At 62.8% G+C, this 16,669-nt stretch carries 15 protein-coding genes; 7 read left to right on the top strand and 8 right to left on the bottom strand.

Going from position 1 to position 16,669, the window contains the following annotated elements; all coding sequences use genetic code 11:
• Nucleotides 1-56 precede the first annotated feature (56 nt).
• The 7 genes from NCT04_RS31245 to NCT04_RS31215 all read right to left on the bottom strand — a co-directional run bounded on the left by NCT04_RS31245 (nt 57) and on the right by NCT04_RS31215 (nt 8,763).
• Complete coding sequence (locus NCT04_RS31245; RefSeq protein WP_250469723.1) at nt 57-806, bottom strand: electron transfer flavoprotein subunit beta/FixA family protein; 750 nt, start codon at nt 804-806, stop codon at nt 57-59.
• Between the two features lie 30 nt (nt 807-836).
• On the bottom strand, nt 837-1,796 hold the full coding sequence (locus NCT04_RS31240) for an ABC transporter permease (RefSeq protein ID WP_250469722.1): 960 nt from the start codon (nt 1,794-1,796) through the stop codon (nt 837-839).
• A 7-nt stretch (nt 1,797-1,803) separates the two neighbouring features.
• Nucleotides 1,804-3,303 (bottom strand): sugar ABC transporter ATP-binding protein, encoded by a 1,500-nt coding sequence (locus tag NCT04_RS31235; RefSeq protein ID WP_250469721.1) that lies wholly within the window; start codon nt 3,301-3,303, stop codon nt 1,804-1,806.
• A gap of 16 nt (nt 3,304-3,319) precedes the next feature.
• Complete coding sequence (locus NCT04_RS31230; RefSeq protein WP_250469720.1) at nt 3,320-4,258, bottom strand: ABC transporter permease; 939 nt, start codon at nt 4,256-4,258, stop codon at nt 3,320-3,322.
• 77 nt (nt 4,259-4,335) lie between these two features.
• On the bottom strand, nt 4,336-5,415 hold the full coding sequence (locus NCT04_RS31225) for a sugar ABC transporter substrate-binding protein (protein ID WP_244830542.1): 1,080 nt from the start codon (nt 5,413-5,415) through the stop codon (nt 4,336-4,338).
• 81 nt (nt 5,416-5,496) lie between these two features.
• Nucleotides 5,497-7,170, bottom strand: coding sequence for a GMC family oxidoreductase (locus tag NCT04_RS31220; protein ID WP_244830543.1), 1,674 nt, complete (start codon nt 7,168-7,170; stop codon nt 5,497-5,499).
• Nucleotides 7,171-7,254: 84 nt separating this feature from the next.
• Nucleotides 7,255-8,763: an aldehyde dehydrogenase family protein gene (locus tag NCT04_RS31215; RefSeq protein WP_250469719.1), complete on the bottom strand. Its 1,509-nt coding sequence runs from the start codon at nt 8,761-8,763 to the stop codon at nt 7,255-7,257.
• A 193-nt stretch (nt 8,764-8,956) separates the two neighbouring features.
• On the opposite strand from NCT04_RS31215, the gene NCT04_RS31210 reads away from it, so the two are divergent.
• Nucleotides 8,957-9,640, top strand: a complete 684-nt coding sequence (locus tag NCT04_RS31210) for a TetR/AcrR family transcriptional regulator (protein ID WP_244830546.1) — start codon at nt 8,957-8,959, stop codon at nt 9,638-9,640.
• 40 nt (nt 9,641-9,680) lie between these two features.
• Here the strand turns inward: NCT04_RS31210 and NCT04_RS31205 are convergent, their stop codons facing one another.
• Entirely contained in the window at nt 9,681-11,213 is a 1,533-nt protein-coding gene (locus tag NCT04_RS31205; protein ID WP_502800717.1) for an acyl CoA:acetate/3-ketoacid CoA transferase, read from the bottom strand.
• Nucleotides 11,214-11,415: 202 nt separating this feature from the next.
• Here NCT04_RS31205 and NCT04_RS31200 point away from each other — a divergent pair, with 202 nt between their 5' ends.
• From NCT04_RS31200 to NCT04_RS31175, 6 genes are read left to right on the top strand one after another with little or no spacing between them, the layout of a single operon-like run.
• Nucleotides 11,416-12,561 (top strand): acyl-CoA dehydrogenase family protein, encoded by a 1,146-nt coding sequence (locus NCT04_RS31200; protein ID WP_244830549.1) that lies wholly within the window; start codon nt 11,416-11,418, stop codon nt 12,559-12,561.
• Nucleotides 12,558-13,337 (top strand): 3-ketoacyl-ACP reductase, encoded by a 780-nt coding sequence (locus tag NCT04_RS31195; protein ID WP_250469717.1) that lies wholly within the window; start codon nt 12,558-12,560, stop codon nt 13,335-13,337. The genes NCT04_RS31200 and NCT04_RS31195 overlap by 4 nt, the downstream gene beginning before the upstream one ends.
• 7 nt (nt 13,338-13,344) lie before the next feature.
• Nucleotides 13,345-14,514 (top strand): dihydrodipicolinate synthase family protein, encoded by a 1,170-nt coding sequence (locus NCT04_RS31190; protein ID WP_250469716.1) that lies wholly within the window; start codon nt 13,345-13,347, stop codon nt 14,512-14,514.
• A gap of 38 nt (nt 14,515-14,552) precedes the next feature.
• A complete protein-coding gene (locus NCT04_RS31185; RefSeq protein WP_250469715.1) occupies nt 14,553-15,404 on the top strand; it encodes a sugar phosphate isomerase/epimerase family protein in 852 nt (283 codons plus the stop codon).
• 18 nt (nt 15,405-15,422) lie between these two features.
• Nucleotides 15,423-16,403 carry a Gfo/Idh/MocA family protein gene (locus tag NCT04_RS31180; protein WP_250469714.1) on the top strand — a complete coding sequence of 327 codons (981 nt, stop codon included), beginning with the start codon at nt 15,423-15,425 and terminating at the stop codon, nt 16,401-16,403.
• Nucleotides 16,390-16,668: a hypothetical protein gene (locus NCT04_RS31175; RefSeq protein WP_250469713.1), complete on the top strand. Its 279-nt coding sequence runs from the start codon at nt 16,390-16,392 to the stop codon at nt 16,666-16,668. Before NCT04_RS31180 ends, NCT04_RS31175 begins: the two co-directional genes overlap by 14 nt.
• Nucleotide 16,669 lies beyond the last annotated feature (1 nt).

The raw sequence follows: 16,669 nt of genomic DNA, 5'->3' as shown, positions 1-16,669 counted from the left end.
CAACGTCGCGGCCTTGATGGACGCGTTGTCGTGTTCCGCAATTACCAGAATCGTCATCAGATCACCTTCGCTTCGTTTTTCAACTTCTCGACCAGCGTCTTCACGTCCGGCACCACCACGCCCGCCGAACGCTTCGGCGGTTCCGCGACTTTCAGCGTCTTCAGTCGCGGCGTCACGTCAACGTCAAGATCAGCGGGCTTCAAAGTCTCCAAAGGCTTTTTCTTTGCCTTCATGATATTGGGCAGCGTGACATAGCGCGGCTCGTTCAGGCGCAAGTCGGCCGTCACCACCGCAGGCAGCTTCAACGTCAACGTTTCGGCGCCGCCGTCGATCTCGCGCGATACCGTCGCCTTGCCGTCCGTCACCACCACCTTCGATGCAAACGTCGCTTGCGGCAACGCAGCCAGCGCGGCGAGCATTTGGCCGGTCTGATTGCAATCGTCGTCGATAGCCTGCTTGCCCAGAATCACGAGCTGCGGCTGTTCCCTGTCGATGAGCGCCTTCAGTATCTTCGCCACGGCGAGCGGTTGCAGTTCATCGCCGGACTCGACGAGAATGCCGCGATCCGCGCCAATCGCCAGCGCGGTACGCAAAGTCTCCTGGCACTGCGCGACGCCGCACGATACCGCGACGACTTCCGTCGCCACACCTGCTTCGCGCAGGCGCACGGCTTCTTCCATCGCGATCTCGTCGAAGGGATTCATCGACATCTTCACGTTGGCGAGTTCGACGCCGCTGCCGTCGGACTTGACGCGCACCTTCACGTTGTAATCCACCACTCTCTTCACTGCCACGAGGATTTTCATGAGCTAACCGTCCTTCAACGAATGCAAGTCTCACTTGATGATCAACACCTTCGACCGATCGAAAGCCACCGTGACGGCGACGATCAGGACCAGACCGAACACGATCTGCTGCGCGAATACGCTGATGCCGACGAAGGTCATGCCCACGCGCGCCACCGACACCAGCAGTGCACCGACGAGCGTCCGTCCAATGCCGCCCGCGCCGCCCGTCAGCGCCGTGCCGCCGACGATCACGGCGGCGATGGCCGGCAAAAGGAATTGATCGGCAAGCGTGGGCGAACCGCTTCCAAGACGCCCTGCCATCACGACGCCCGCCAGTCCCGCGAAGAACGACGAGGTGCCGAACACGAGGCACTTCGTGACCGACACGCGCACGCCCGAGGCAATGGCGGCGGGTTCGCCCGCGCCGATGGCATCGGTGCGACGGCCGAACACCGTCGAGCGATGCAGGAACAGGCAGAACAAAAACACGGCCACGCCAAGCAGGATTTCATGCGGCACGCCGAACGACGTACCCGTGGTCCATCCAAGCGATGCATTGCGCATCTCGTCGCTGATGCCGATGGAACGCGTACCCGACAACGTCAACGCCGCCGCCGATGCAATGCCGCCGACCGCGAGCGTCGCGATGAACGAGGGAATGCGCAGCACGGTCTGAATGACGCCGCTCAAAAGCCCGATGCCGGACGAAGCCGCAAGCGCGATCACCGCCGCCATCGCGCCGTGACGCGGCAGCAGCATCGCGACGATCACGCTCGACAACGACGCCACCGCCTGCAACGAAAGGTCGATGCTGCCGAGCAAAACCACGAATGTCGTGCCGGCCGCCATGATGAAAAGCGTCGAGCTATCGGCAAGCAAACCGAGTTGTGTCGATGGCGCGAGAAAGCTCGGCTGTGCAATCTCGATCAACACGTAGAGCACGACGAGTGCGAGAAACGGCGCATTGTCGCGCAGCTTCGCCGCGAGGGAAGCGTTTAGTTGTGGCATATCGACCTCAGACCATGTGTTCGACGATTTCGACCTGCGAAGGCTTGCGCCCGACTTCGCACGGCATGATTTTTTCGGCGCGGCCGTCGCGCATCACCATCACGCGGTGACTGAGGCCGAGGATCTCTTCGAGCGTGTCGCCGGTCAGCACCACCGCCACGCCGTCCGCCGTCAGTTCGCGGATCAGCTGATAAACCTCTTCCTTCGCGCCGACATCGAGACCGCGTGTCGGATGATCGAGCACGAGGATTCGGCTGCCCGCGAAGCGCCATTTCGCGAGCACCACTTTCTGCTGATTGCCGCCAGAGAGATTGCGGCACGACGCATCGGCGCCGGGCGTCTTGATGTGCAGACGTTCGATCCATTCGTTGGCAAACGCACGCTCGCGCGCCTTCTTCACGATGCCGCCACGGCTCACCGCATTGAGACGCGGCAAGGTCAGGTTTTGCGCGACGCTCATTTGCGTGACGAGACCTTCGACCTTGCGCTCGCGCGGCACGTAGCCAATGCCCAATGCAACGGCATGATTCGCATGCGGCTTCAGATGCGTGCTGCCCACCAGCACTTCGCCGCGATCGAGTTTTTCGAGTCCCGCGATGACGCGGCACAGTTCCTCGCGCCCCGAGCCGACCACGCCCGCGACTCCGAAGACTTCGCCGCAGCGGACATCGAAGGACACGTCATCGAGCACATGTCCGAGCGATGCGTGACGCACCGAAAGCGCTACATCGTCGCGGCAAGGCTTCTGCAGATTCTCGCGGTAATACTCGCCATGCAGCGTACGGCCCACCATCAGTTCATGCAGCTTCGTCACCGACGCCGTTCCCGACGCCATCTCGGACACGACCTTGCCGTCTTTCATGACATACACGCGATCGGAAAGCGACAACAGCTCGTCGAGCCGATGCGAGACAAACACGAACGAGGCGCGCGACTTCAGTTCGCGCACGAGGCCAAAGAGAATCTCGATCTCGCCTGCTTCGAGCACGGAGGTCGGCTCATCGAGCAAGATGATCGGCGTGCCGCCCGTGCGACTCGCCAGCGACAAGGCGCGCGCGAGTTCCACCATCTGCCGCTGACCGAAGGACATGTCTTCGCAGAGCGTCAATGGATCGATATTCAAGCGCACGGTCGCCAATTCCTTCTGCGCCGCGCGCTTGAGCTTCGACCAGTTGATGCGGCCGAAGGTCACGAACTGTTCTTCGCGCCCGAGAAACAGGTTCTCCGCGACCGTCAGGTTCGGCAGGATCGACTGCTCCTGATACACCATGGCGATGCCCTTGGAGGTCGCATCGCGCGGATTGCGAATCACGAGCGGCTTGCCGTTCAGCGTGATCTCGCCCGCATCCTGACGATACGCGCCGGTCAGGAGCTTCATCAACGTGGACTTGCCCGCGCCGTTCTCGCCGATCAGACCGACGATCTCGTTGGGCCGCACGTCGATGGACACATCGTCGAGCGCAAGTACGCCCGGAAAGCGCTTGGTGACATTCTTGAGTGACAGCATGTTCATCTCCTCACGCTCATTTGACGATGCGCCGGCGCGAACGATTCAGCGCGAGCGTTACCGCCGCGATGATCAGCACGCCCTGAATGCCCTGCTGCACGTAAGGCGGAACGCCGAGCAGCACCATGCCATTGCCGAGCACGATGACGATGAGCGTGCCGACGAGCGTGTTCATCGGGCTGCCGTTGCCGCCCGCGAGCGACGTGCCGCCGACCACGATTGCGGTGATCGCCACGAACAACTGACCATCGGCGATACGCGCGTGGCCCTGACCGTATTGCGCGACGGCCAGAATGCCCGCGACGCCATAGAACGCACCGGCCAGCGCGAAGACCGCAATGCGCACGCGCGATACCCGCACGCCGCTCAGACGCGCGAGGTCCTCGCCTCCGCCGATGGCAAGCGTATGCCGGCCGAGCAGCGTGTGCTTGTAGACGAACCACGCGATTCCCAGCACCAGCACCGCGATCCACACCGACAAAGGCAAGCCGAAATAACGCGTGATGGAGATGGCGCGCAACATCGGGTCGCTTACGCGGATGGTGTTTCCCGACAGCCACGCAGTGCCGATTCCCGTCGCCACGAAGCCGACGGCAAGCGTCGTAATGAACGAAGGGATGCGCAGGAACACGTGCAGCACGCCATTGACGAGGCCGAGCAGCGCGCCCGCCGCGATCGCCACGGCGAGCACCCACAGCCCGTAGTGGTTATCGTTGTACGAGTTCTCGACCAGCATCGACACGGCAATCGCCGCGACCGCGACGATGCCTTCCGCCGACAGGTCGATGCTGCCGAGCTGAATCACGAACGCGGCGCCCAAGGCGATGGTCAACGGAATCGCCGCGCCCACCGCGATTCGCGACAGGTTCATCGGATCGAAGAAATCGTGGTTCAGCGCGCCGATGCAAAGACCGAGCGCCACCAGCACCAGAACGGGTGCGAATCGTCGCAGCAAAGCCTGCTTCGATACCAATGGAGTCCCGGTTGTTGTTATGCGGACGGCCTGCCGGGTGGGCGCCACGGTCAACTTGTTCATCGATAAATCACCGGACCCGACACGCGGGCATAGAGGTTGTTCCAGTCACCGCCAGGCGCGGCCGCCCGCTTGATGACGTCCTGGACGTTCGCCTTCGTCACGAACGTGGCCTTGCAATACGATTCGCGCCGGTCCTTCGGCAGGGCGGCCACGTCGATCTTCTTGTCCTTCGCCTGCAAGCCCATCGACAAGCCGATGCCGCCGAGCCAATACGGGTCCCAGTCCACCGACGCGATCAGTTCGCCCGCCTTGATCGCGGCGAGTCCGGGCGGCGTGCCGTCCATGCCCGTCACCGGCATCTGGCCCGCGAGCCCTTCGGCGCGCAACGCTTCGATGGCGCCGAGCGCCATGTCGTCGTTCGCGGCCCATACGCCCTTGATCTTCGAGTTGAAGCGCGTCATCCACGCCTGCATGATCGGAAACGCCTTTTGCGAGTTCCAGTCGGCCACCTGGAAGTCGAGCAACTGGATGTCGGGGAACTTCTTTAGCGCGGCTTCGAGACCGGCCTTGCGCTCGATCGCCGGGACATTGCTGAAGATGCCGCCGAGCGCAACGACGCCGCCCTTGCCGCCCATCGCCTTGAAAAGTTGCGTCGCCGCTTCCTCGCCGTACGCGACGCCATCGTAAGAAAGATGCGCCACGTAGTTCGGGTTGTTGTCCCACGGATGCAAGTCCTTCGGCTTGTTCCAGATCGTCGTCACGAACGCGCCCGCCTTCGAGCAGGCTTCGACGATCACGCGGGCATCGGCGGAGTCGTTGGGATCGACATTGAGGACGAGATTGCCGTTGGTACGTTGCAGGAGCGCGCGAATGTCGGCAATGCCTTTCTCGGAGCTGCCTTCGGTCGTCAGCGGTACATAAGGCAGGCCAGCGCTCGCGGCAAAGCCCTGCGCGCCCTTGTTGAATGCCGCGTGATAGGGATTGGTGAGCGAGCGGAACGAACAGGCGAGCGTCGTCTTGTCCGCGCCGAGCGACAGGCTCGACAAGCCGCCACCCGCCACCGCGAATGCGGCTCCGGCGCCCAGCCTCATGAAGTCCCGGCGCGAGAAAGCCGTGCGTTGATGTTGTTCAGACATGATGTCTCCCACGAATGGAATAAATAGACGGATAGTTATTTATGGCTCGAAGAATCCGATGCTGCCGAACCCTTCAGGCGCCTACGCCACGCTCACGGTGACGTCGTGCAGCGAGCGGCCCGCGTGCGCCGCCAGTTGGCCCGTCGCGGGCGCCTTCGCCGCAACGAGTCCGCGAATCAGGTCCGAGGCTTTCTCCGCGATCATCAGCGTCGGCGCGTTCGTGTTCGAACTGACGATACGCGGCATCACCGATGAATCCGCCACGCGCAGCCCTTCGATGCCATGCACGCGCAACTGCGGATCGACCACGGACATTTCGTCGATACCCATCTTGCAGGTGCCGACCGGGTGATAGCCCGTGCGTCCGTATTGCTTCGCGTATGCCTCGTATTGGGCTTGCGTGCGTACCGAGCCGCCCGGAAAGTGCTCGCTCTTGATGTACTTGGCGAGCGCGTTCTGACTCATGATTTCGCGGCTCTGGCGAATGCCCTCCACGGCCACCTTGAGATCGTGGGGGTCGCGAATGTAGGCAGGATCGATGACCGGTGCATCGGCGGGATCGGCGCTGTGAAGCGTGACGTTTCCACGGCTCCTCGGACGCAGGAAATACGAGTTCAGCGTGCAGCCCGAACCGGACGGCACCGGCGGCACGCCCGCTTCCACGCCCGCGCCCGGCAGAAAATGGAACTGCAGGTCGGGCGTCGGCACGTCGCTGGCCGAATACCAGAAGGCGCCGCCTTCCGCGATATTCGATGTCACCGGTCCCTTGTTGAAGATTTTGTATTCGAGACCGGCGAGCAGCATCATGTGCTTCTTCGCATACTTGTCGAGACTGTACGGACCGTTCAGCTCATAGACGATGTCGATGTCGAAGTGATCCTGCAGATTGGCGCCGACGCCGTCGAGTGCATGCAGCGGCTCGATGCCGACGCGTTCGAGATCCGCCGCGCGGCCGATGCCCGAGAGCATCAGTATCTTGGGCGAACCGATTGCACCCGCCGTCACGATCACCTCGCGCTCGGCGCGCGCCACGATCACATTCGAGCGCGCGTTCTGATCGGCATATTCGACGCCCACCGCGCGACCGTTTTCGATCACGATGCGCGACACGAGACAGTTCGTCTTCACGGTGAGGTTGCCGCGCGAGCGCGCCTGTTGCAGATAGCCGACCGCCGCGCTGCAACGCCTGCCGCCGCGCTGCGTGACCTGATACACGCCGACGCCTTCCTGCTGCGCGCCGTTGAAGTCGCTGTTATACGGCAGGCCCGCTTCCTGACCCGCCAGCACGAAGGCCTTGGTCAGTTCGTTGACGCTGATGAGATCGGACACGCCGAGCGGCCCGCCCACGCCGTGATATTCGTTGCACAAGCGCTCGTTGTCTTCCATGCGCCGAAGGTAAGGCAGGACGCCATCGCGAAAACCCCAGCCCGTGCAGCCTTCGCGTTCCCATGCGTCGTAGTCGGCGGGTTGGCCGCGCGTGTAGACCATCGCGTTGATGGAACCGCCGCCGCCGAGCACGCGGCCTTGCGCGAACGGAATTTGCCGCCGTTGCGTTTCCGCCGCCGCGACCGTGCGATAGCCCCAGGTCAGCGGACCGCTCGTCATCTTGAAGAAGCCGACCGGCATATGGATGTACGGGTCGGTATCGGCGGGACCGGCTTCGAGCAGCAGCACACGGCTGCTTGCGTCTTCGCTCAGACGCGCCGCGAGCGCACAACCCGCCGCGCCGCCGCCAACGATCACAAAGTCATACATTGCTGTCTCCGATTCTTTGTTCGCCACGAGTCGCGCGTGGCCGTCCGCGCGGCTCTCGAAGGCCGCTCTCGTGAACCACTCGCGCTATGCGATCCAGCGCGGCCGATTGCCAAGCTGCACATGCACGGACTTGATCTCCGTGTATTCCTCGACGCCGTAGCGTCCCGTCTCGCGGCCGATACCCGACTGCTTGAATCCGCCGATGGGCATTTCCGGTCCGCCGGTAATCGTGCAATTGACCCAGATGCGTCCGGCTTGCACATCGCGCAGACTCTTGAACGCGCCTTGCAGGTCGCGCGTCCAGATGCTCGCCGCGAGACCGTACGGCACGCCGTTCGCGAGTTGGATAGCCTCCTCGAAACCGTCGAACGGCGTCACTGAAAGAACCGGCCCGAAGATTTCGTCCTGCGCGAGCGAACTGCCCGGCTGTACGTTGCGAAACACCGTCGGCTGGATGAAGAAGCGCTCGCCATCGCTGCTGGCGTTACCGCCGCAAACGAGTTGCGCGCCGTCGTGCGTGCCTGCATCGATAAAGCCGCGAATCTTGTCGAACTGCCGCGCCTCGACGATTGCACCGACATGATTCGACGCGTCGAGCGGATCGCCCATGCGCACCTTGGCAAGCACCGCGCCGATACGTTCGACGAGCTCCGCTTCGACCGAGCGATGCACCACGAGCCGGCTGCCCGACACGCAGCACTGTCCTGCGTTGAACGCGATGCCGAAGGCGATGGCGTCGGCGGCGTCGTCGAGATCGGCATCGGCGAACACGATCTGCGGATTCTTGCCGCCGAGTTCAAGCCCGACCTTCTTCATGTTGCCGCCCGCCGCCGCGAGCACCGAACGGCCCACTTGCGTCGAACCGGTGAACGAGATCATGTCGACGTCCATGTGTTCGGCAAGCGCCTGCCCGACCACCGGACCGAGACCGGTCACGACGTTGACCACACCGTCCGGCAGATCCGCTTCGGTGAGCAACGCGGCGAGCTTGAGCGTCGTGGTCGATGTCAGTTCGGACGGCTTGACGACCACCGTGCATCCCGCAGCCAGCGCGAAGGGCAGACGCTCCGAAAGAATGAAGAACGGAAAATTCCACGGCGTGACGATGCCGACGACTCCCACCGGCTGACGCATGACCAGCCCGAACATGTCGGCCCCGAGCGTGTCGTGCGAGTCGCCATGGACCACGCGTGCAAGGCCCGCCGCATATTCCCAGATGCCCGCGGCCGCCGTGATTTCGCCGCGCGACTGGCCGACAGGCTTGCCGCTTTCGAGCGTTTCGAGATACGCCAGCGTCTCGACGTTGTCGCGAATCAGGCGCGCGGCTTTCAAAAGGACCGTTGCGCGTTGCTCGCCGGATAAGCGCGACCAGCGGCCATCGTCGAAAGCGCGGCGGGCAGCGGCAACCGCTGTATCGAGATCGCCGGATGACGCACGCAGCGTCGCGGTGACGCCCACGCCGTGCCCCGGACTCTTGCGCGTCACCCATTCGGCGGATGAGCCCGCATGACTTTTTCCGTCGATGAACATCGGCGTGCGCAGCGGCTCGTCGGGAAGATGCAGCGAGGCTGCGAGTTCGCTCAAATCACTCATATCCGTCTCCATTCAACATTTCCGCGGTGCGCCCGGCATTCGCTGCAAGCATGAGAACAAGGTCACTGCCTCACGTCAACGGAACCCATTCTGCACCATCCGGTTACTTCCGTACAAGCCGATTTTTGGTTTATAGTCGCTGACATACCGAGTGCCTTCAGGCATCCCGACCGCTCATCCTTCGACCACGCACATGACCCTCACCCCCGCTACGCCGAGAAGCGCATCCAAGTCCGCCGAAGCCGTCGTCACCCGTCAACCCAGACAGCGGGACCCCGAAGTAACGAAGGCCCGGATTCTCGATGCCGCGAAAAAAGAGTTCGCCAAGCTCGGCATGGCGGGCGCACGAGTGGAAGCCATCGCCACGCGCGCCAAGGCCAACAAGCGGATGATCTATCACTACTTCGGCAGCAAGGAGGAGTTGTTCGTCGCGGTGCTCGAAGACGTGTATGCCGACATCCGCTCCGCCGAACTCAAGCTCGACCTCGACCATCTCTCGCCCGAGGAAGCCATCGTCGCGCTCACCACGCATACCTGGAACTACTACCTGAAGAACCCCGAGTTCATGACGCTCGTGAACAGCGAGAACCTGCATCGCGCGCGGCACGTCAAGAAGTCGCAGCGCTTCAAGGAATTGCATCAGGGCTTCATTTCGATGCTGCAACGTATCCTCGATCGCGGCGTCGAAGCGGGCGTGTTTCGTAGTGGCGTCGATGCGCGGCAACTGCATATCACCATGGCCGCCATCGGCTATTACTACCTCACGAATCGCTTCACGAGCGGCGTGATCTTCGACATCGACTTCATGGACAAGGCTGCACTCAAGAGCCGTCTCGACTTCAATATCGACACCATCCTTAGGCTCGTGCGGCCCTGAAAACGGCACGGCGAGCATCTTGGGCAGCGGCGTTGCCATGTCACGCCACCTTCTCTTGCGCCGCCGACATACGCGCGAGCAACGCTGCATCGAGGAGCGGACGAAACGCCATGCGCGCCAGCACGTCGCGCTCTATATCCACGCCGTCCGCAACCTCGATCAGCCGCACGCCTTCGGCTTCCAGCCGGAACACCGCCCGCTCGGTCACGTAAAGCACTTCCTGCGCGCTACGCAATGCCTGCTCGCCGCTGAACGTGATGTGCTGCACGCGTTCGACGAGCTTCGGCACGCTGCCCGGCGACACGATCTTCAAGCGCGTTCCCGCCTGCTCGACATCCAGCCCTTTCGCCTCGAAACTCCCGCAAAACACGATCTTGCGTGCGCCTTGCGTGATGTCGATGAAGCCACCCGGTCCGACGACCGTCGACCCGAGCTTCGACACGTTGATGTTGCCTGCGCCATCCATTTCGCCCATGCCGAGAAAGGAGACATCGACGCCGCCGCCGCTGTAGAAATCGAATTGATCGACACTCGACAGAATGGCGTGCGCATTGCGCGCGGTGCCGAACATGGGGCCGTCGAGCATCGCGCCGTTGTGAATGCCCTGCTCGACCGATCCCCAAAACGTGCCGAGACGCCCTTGCTCCGCGAGCAGCGCGGGAATGCCGCCCGGAATGCCGAAGCCGAAGTTGGCCGATTGTCCTTCGTACAGTTCGAGCGCCGCGCGTGCCGCGATGATGCGGCGAATGCCCGTCGGCACTTCGTAGAAGCCTTCGCCGATGGTACATAGCGCTTCACCGCTCAAGGCCGCGTCGTAGTCCGACACCACGCATTGCACTTGCTCCGGTGTCTCCACGAGCGTGTCGACGAGAATGCCCGGAATGCGCACGAGCCGCGCCGGCACGTAGCCTTCCGGGGCGCGCTCCTTCACCTGCACGATCACGCGGCCGTCGCTGTTATGCGCGGCGAGCGCGGCGGCGTAGACATCGAGGTCGGCCGGTTCGCGGCGCAGCGTGACATTGCCGCTCTCATCCGCCGATGAACCGCGCACGATGGCGAAGTCCACTTTGAACGGCTTGTAGCGCAGGAATTCGCGGCCATCGAGTTCGATCAGCTCGACGAGGTCTTCGCTTGCGCGCTCGTTGATCTTCCCGCCATCGATACGCGGATCGACGAAGGTGCGCAGTCCCACATGCGTGACGAGTCCGGGCCGCCCCGCGCCAATCTCGCGCAGCAACGTGCTGATGGCGCCGGCGGGAAAGCTGTAGGCCTCGAAGGCGTTGTCGCGAGCGAGCTTCTGCATGGCGGGCGCCCAGCTCCAGTGTCCGCCGATCACGCGTTTGACCATGCCCTCATGCGCAAAGCGGCCGAGGCCGCTGCCTTTTGCGTCACCGATGCCGAGCGCGTGGACGATGGTCAGATCCCGCGGATGTCCCGTCTCGAGAAAGCGCTTTTCGAGTTGGGCAAGCACGGCGTCGGCTTCGAGCAGCCCGCCGCCGGAACCCGCGAGTGCGATGGTCGCGCCATCGAAAATCTGCCCGACCGCAGCGGCAGCATCCGTCCACTTGTTCACTGAAAGCTCCTTTGGGAAGCAGCCGCAAAAGCCATTGACAGCGGCCATTCGTTGGTCTTAAATAACCCACCAGATGGTTACTTGCTGCGAATGTTGGCACACGAAACCTCTGAATTCAAGCGGTATTTCGACTGGCTGCGGGTAAACCTTCAACGCAAGTCCTGCCGCAAATATCTGATCTGACGATATGCATGGAGACAACATGAGACTCTCGGAAACGCACGAGCAAATTCGCGACACGACGCGGCGGTTTGCGCAGGAAGTCATCCGGCCGCTGGCCGAGGAACTGGATCGCGAAGAGCGTTTTCCAGCGGAGATCTACAAGCAGATGGGCGAACTGGGACTCTTCGGCATCACCGTGCCGGAGCAGTTCGGCGGCGCGGGAATGGACGTCACGGCTTACGCGCTCGTGATGGAAGAGTTGTCGCGCGGCTATGCGTCGGTGGCGGATCAATGCGGCCTGCTCGAACTCGTCGGCACGTTGTTGAGCGCGCATGGCAGCGACGCGCAACGTGCGAAGTACCTGGAGTCTTTGCTGCGCGCCGAGTTGCGTCCGGCCTACTGCATTACCGAATCCGACGCGGGAACGGACGTTTCCGGCATCCGCACCACGGCCACGCGCACCGCCGACGGCTGGGAACTCAGCGGCGCGAAACTGTGGATTCATAACGCGCCCGTCGCCGACCTCGCCTTCGTGCTCGCGCGTACCGACCCGGCTGCGGGCAAGCGCGGCATGAGCATCTTTATCGTCGATTGCCACTTGGCGGGCGTATCGAAGGGGCCGAAGGAACACAAGATGGGACAGCGCGCATCGCAGGTGGGCGAGCTTCATTTCGACCGCGTGAAGCTTGCCGAAGACGCGCTCCTCGGACAAGAAGGACGCGGCTTTCACATGATGATGAGCGCACTCGACAAGGGCCGCGTGGGCATCGCCGCGCTCGCGGTCGGCATTGCGCAGGCGGGTCTCGAAGCGGCGCTCGAATACGCGCAGACGCGCAAGCAGTTCGGCACGCATATCGCCGAATTCCAGGGCATTCAGTGGATGCTCGCCGACATGGCGAAGGACATTCAGGCCGCGCGCCTGCTCGTGCACGATGCCGCCGCGCGTCTCGAATCCGGCGAGCGCGCGAGCATCGCCTGCTCGATGGCCAAGTGCTTCGCGGGCGACACGGCCGTCAAGCACAGCGCCAACGCCGTGCAGATATTCGGCGGCAGCGGCTACATTCGCGGCTACGAAGTGGAGCGGCTTTATCGCGACGCGAAGATCACGCAGATCTACGAAGGCACGAACCAGATTCAGCGCACGATCATTGCGCGCGATCTGATTGCGAACGGAGCATCGTTATGAGCGCGCGTCCTGTTGCGCTCGTCACGGGCAGCCGGCGCGGCATCGGCCATGCGATTGCCGTCGAAATGGGCCGCGCGGGCTTCGATATCGCGCTGACCGACGCCGTGGCTTCCGACGAACTCGATCGAGCCGTCGCCGATGTCGAAGAAACCGGCGCGCGTGCCATTGCCGTCGTATCCGATCTGGCGGATATCGCCTCGCATCACGCCACGCTGAACGATATCGAAACGCGGCTCGACGCTCCTATAGATTGCCTCGTGAACAACGCGGGCGTGTCGGTCATGTCGCGCGGCGATCTGCTCGATGTAACGCCCGAGAGCTTCGACCGGTGCATGGCCATCAACACACGCGGCACGTTCTTTCTCACGCAGGCTTTTGCGCGGCACTTTCTGTCTCGCATACGCAAGAGCATGGCGGCGCATCCGAGCGTCATCACGATCACCTCGTCGAATGCGGTCGCGGCGTCGCCCTTGCGCGGCGAATATTGCGTGTCGAAGGCGGGATCGTCTATGGCCACGACGTTGTTTTCGCTGCGCCTGGCCGAACACGGAATCGCCGTCTACGAAGTGCAGCCCGGCCTGATCGAGACCGAGATGACAGCGCCTTCCCGCGCGCGCTACGACGCGCAAATGGAGCAAGGGCTCACCGCCATCAAACGCTGGGGCACGCCGCGGGAAGTGGCGACGGCCGTGCGCTCGCTCGCGACCGGCGGCTTGCCATACAGCGTCGGACAGGCCATCCGTGTCGATGGCGGCTTACTCGTCAACAAATACTGAACCGCATATGAACTCAACGCTCAAGCTGCCGACCTCGCTCGGCACGATAGAAAGCTACCGTCTGCAAGGCACACCGCTCGATGTGCGTACGCCCGCGCGGCCGTTCAATCGCATCGCGTATTCGGCGGCGCATGTCGTGGCCAATCCGCTGCGCGCGGGCGAACTGAACGCGCCACCCGCCATCGACTGGGAACGCACGCTCGACTATCGGCGCTATCTCATCAAGCAAGGTCTCGGCATTGCCGAAGCAATGGACACCGCGCAACGCGGCATGGGTCTGACGTGGAACAGCGCCCTCGAACTCATCACGCGTACCATGGAAGGCACGCGCGATATTCCCGGCGCGTCGATCGCATCGGGCTGCGGCACCGATCACGTCTCACCCGGTTCGATCACCAACTGCGATCAGGTCATTCGCGCCTACGCCGAGCAACTCGAAGCCGTGCAGCGCGTCGGCGGACGCGTCATCCTCATGGCAAGCCGCGCGCTCGCGCGAGTCGCGCGCTCGACCGACGACTATCGGCGCGTCTATCGCGAAGTGCTCGCCATGTGTAACGAGCCCGTGATTCTGCACTGGCTCGGCGAGATGTTCGATCCGGAACTCGCCGGCTACTGGGGCGAATCGTCGTATGAGCGCGCGGCGCAAGTGTGCCTCGATGTGATCGGCGACAGCGTCGATCATGTCGATGGCATCAAGATTTCCCTGCTCGACGACGCCAAGGAAATTTCCTTCCGGCGTCAGTTGCCGCCCAAGGTGAAGATGTACACCGGCGACGACTTCAATTATCCAAGTCTGATTGCGGGCGATGAACGAGGCTTCTCGCATGCGCTGCTCGGCATCTTCGATGCGATTGCCCCAGCCGCTTCGCAGGCGCTCGCCGCGCTCGCCAACGACGACCTCCATACATTTCACACGCTGCTCGCGCCGACCGTGCCGCTGTCACGCCATATCTTTCGTGCGCCGACGCAGTATTACAAGACGGGCGTCGTATTCCTCGCGTATCTGAACGGCTTTCAGGACCACTTCTTCATGCTTGGCGGCCACCACGGCATGCGTCCGCCCGCCTATCTCGCCGAGGTCTTTCGTCTCGCCGATCAGGCCGGCCTGCTGCGCAATCCCGACGACGCCATCGGCCGAGTGCGGAAAGTCATGGCAGCGCTCGGTTGCGCCGAGTAATCGCGGCGGATCGCCTTCGACATCACACGGGGATCAACATGAGAAACCTGCAGGGAAGACTCGATCTGTGCTCGATCAACACGGCGACGCTTGGCCATCGCGAGGCGTTGAGCGTCACGATCGACCGCATCGCCGCAGCGGGATTTGGCGGCATCGCGCCGTGGCGTCACGAGGTGGAGAACGCGAACGTCGTCGACATCGCGCGGCAGATCAGGGCGCTCGGGTTGAGCGTCACGGGCTATTGCCGTTCGACATATCTGCCGGCGGCGAATCGCGCGCAATTCAAGGCGAATATCGAAGCGAACAAGGCAGCCCTGCGCGATGCCGCGACACTCGGCGCACGCTGCTTCGTGATGGTCGTCGGTGGTTTGCCCGAGGGCAGTCGCGATCTGAATGGCGTGCGCGCACAGGTGATCGAAGGCATCGCCGAATTGCTGAATACGGCGCGCGAGTGCGGCGTGCCGCTCGCGCTCGAACCGCTTCATCCGATGTACGCGGCGGATCGCGCCGTGCTCAACACGCTCGCGCAGGCGCTCGATATCTGCGCGCAGGTCGATCCCGGACATGGCGGCTTTCTCGGCGTTGCCGTCGATGTCTATCATTGTTGGTGGGACCCGGCGCTTCAGGCATCGATCGGGCGGGCGGGACAAGACGATCGCCTGCTCGCGTTTCATGTATGCGACTGGTTGCGCGAGACACGCGATCTGTTGCTCGATCGCGGCATGATGGGCGATGGCGGCATCGACCTGGCGGCCGTGCGCAGTAACGTCGAGCAAGCCGGATATGACGGACTCGTCGAAGTCGAGATTTTCTCGAAAGAAAACTGGTGGCGGCGCGATCCGGACGAAGTGCTGCGCATCTGCGCGGATCGCTTGCAAACAGTGTGCTGACTGCAAGGGACAATCATCATGCAAGAGACAGTTCGTTGGGGCGTGCTCGGCGCCGCGAAAATCGCCGACAAGTTCGTGGTGCCCGCCATTCAGCGGTCGTCCAATGGCCGCGTGGTGTGCGTGGCGGCACGCGATCGCGAGCGCGCGGCCGCTTTCGCTGCACGACACGACATCGCACACGCATATGCAAGTTACGACGAAGTTCTCGCCAGCGATCAGGTCGATGCCATCTACATTCCGCTGCCAACGGCGAGTCACTTCGAGTGGTGCAAAAAAGCGCTTCTCGCCGGCAAGCATGTGCTGTGCGAAAAGCCCATCGCCATGACGGCTTCGCAAGTTCGGGAGTTGATCGCGCTGCGCGATTCGACGGGTCTCGTCTGTGGCGAGGCGTTCATGGTGGCGCACCATCCGCAATGGGCGTTTGTGCAGGAGTGCATCGCGCGCGGGACACTTGGCGAACTGCGGCTCGTGGAAGGCTCCTTTACGTATTTCAACGACGATCCCCATGCACTCAAAAACGATCTCGCATTGGGCGGCGGCGGTGTGCGTGATATCGGCGTCTATCCGGTCGTCACCACGCGCATGGCGACTGGTCTCGAGCCGCTTGCGATCGGCGCGGACATCACCATCGATCCGCGTTACGGCACCGACAAGCTCGCGGTCTGCGACCTCACGTTTTCTGGCTTCGATCTACACTTTTACTGCGGCACTCAACTCGCGCGCCGCCAGCATATGATCTTTCATGGATCGAAAGGCTGGCTCTCGCTCGATGCGCCGTTCAACCCTGGCGTGTACGGCGACGCGAAGGTTCATATCCGCCTGGATGGAACGGGCAAAGCGGAGACCGTCGAGTTCGGCGATGTCGATCAGTATCAGTCGATGGTCGAAAACTTCGGCGCGGCGGTGCTTCGGCCGGGCGAACCGCTTGCATTCACGCTCGAAAATTCGCTCGGCAACCAGCTTGTGATCGACGAGGTGCTGTCTCATGCCAACCGCTAGCACGACCATGACCAAGAAAGCGACGTCGATGATCGACGTTCAGCAACTTCGCGAAACGCGCGCGCTGGCGGCCGCGTGCGCGAATGCGGACGACGCTTCCCTTTGGCGCTGGTTTTCGGCGCTGATGGACAGCGGAAAGATTCGCTGGTGCCTTGCCTCGGAGGGCTGGCTCGTGAGTGTGAACCATCGGCACGTGGCGACGGCTGCATCGTTCGATGAAGCCATCCGCATTGCCAAGGATAGCTCCAGTTTTTCTCTCATGTGAT

Source organism: Caballeronia sp. GAFFF2, from assembly GCF_023631485.1.
In the GTDB taxonomy this organism is placed as follows: domain Bacteria; phylum Pseudomonadota; class Gammaproteobacteria; order Burkholderiales; family Burkholderiaceae; genus Caballeronia.
Note: the sequence above shows the minus strand (reverse complement) of the source record. Positions and strands in the feature narration are given on the sequence as shown.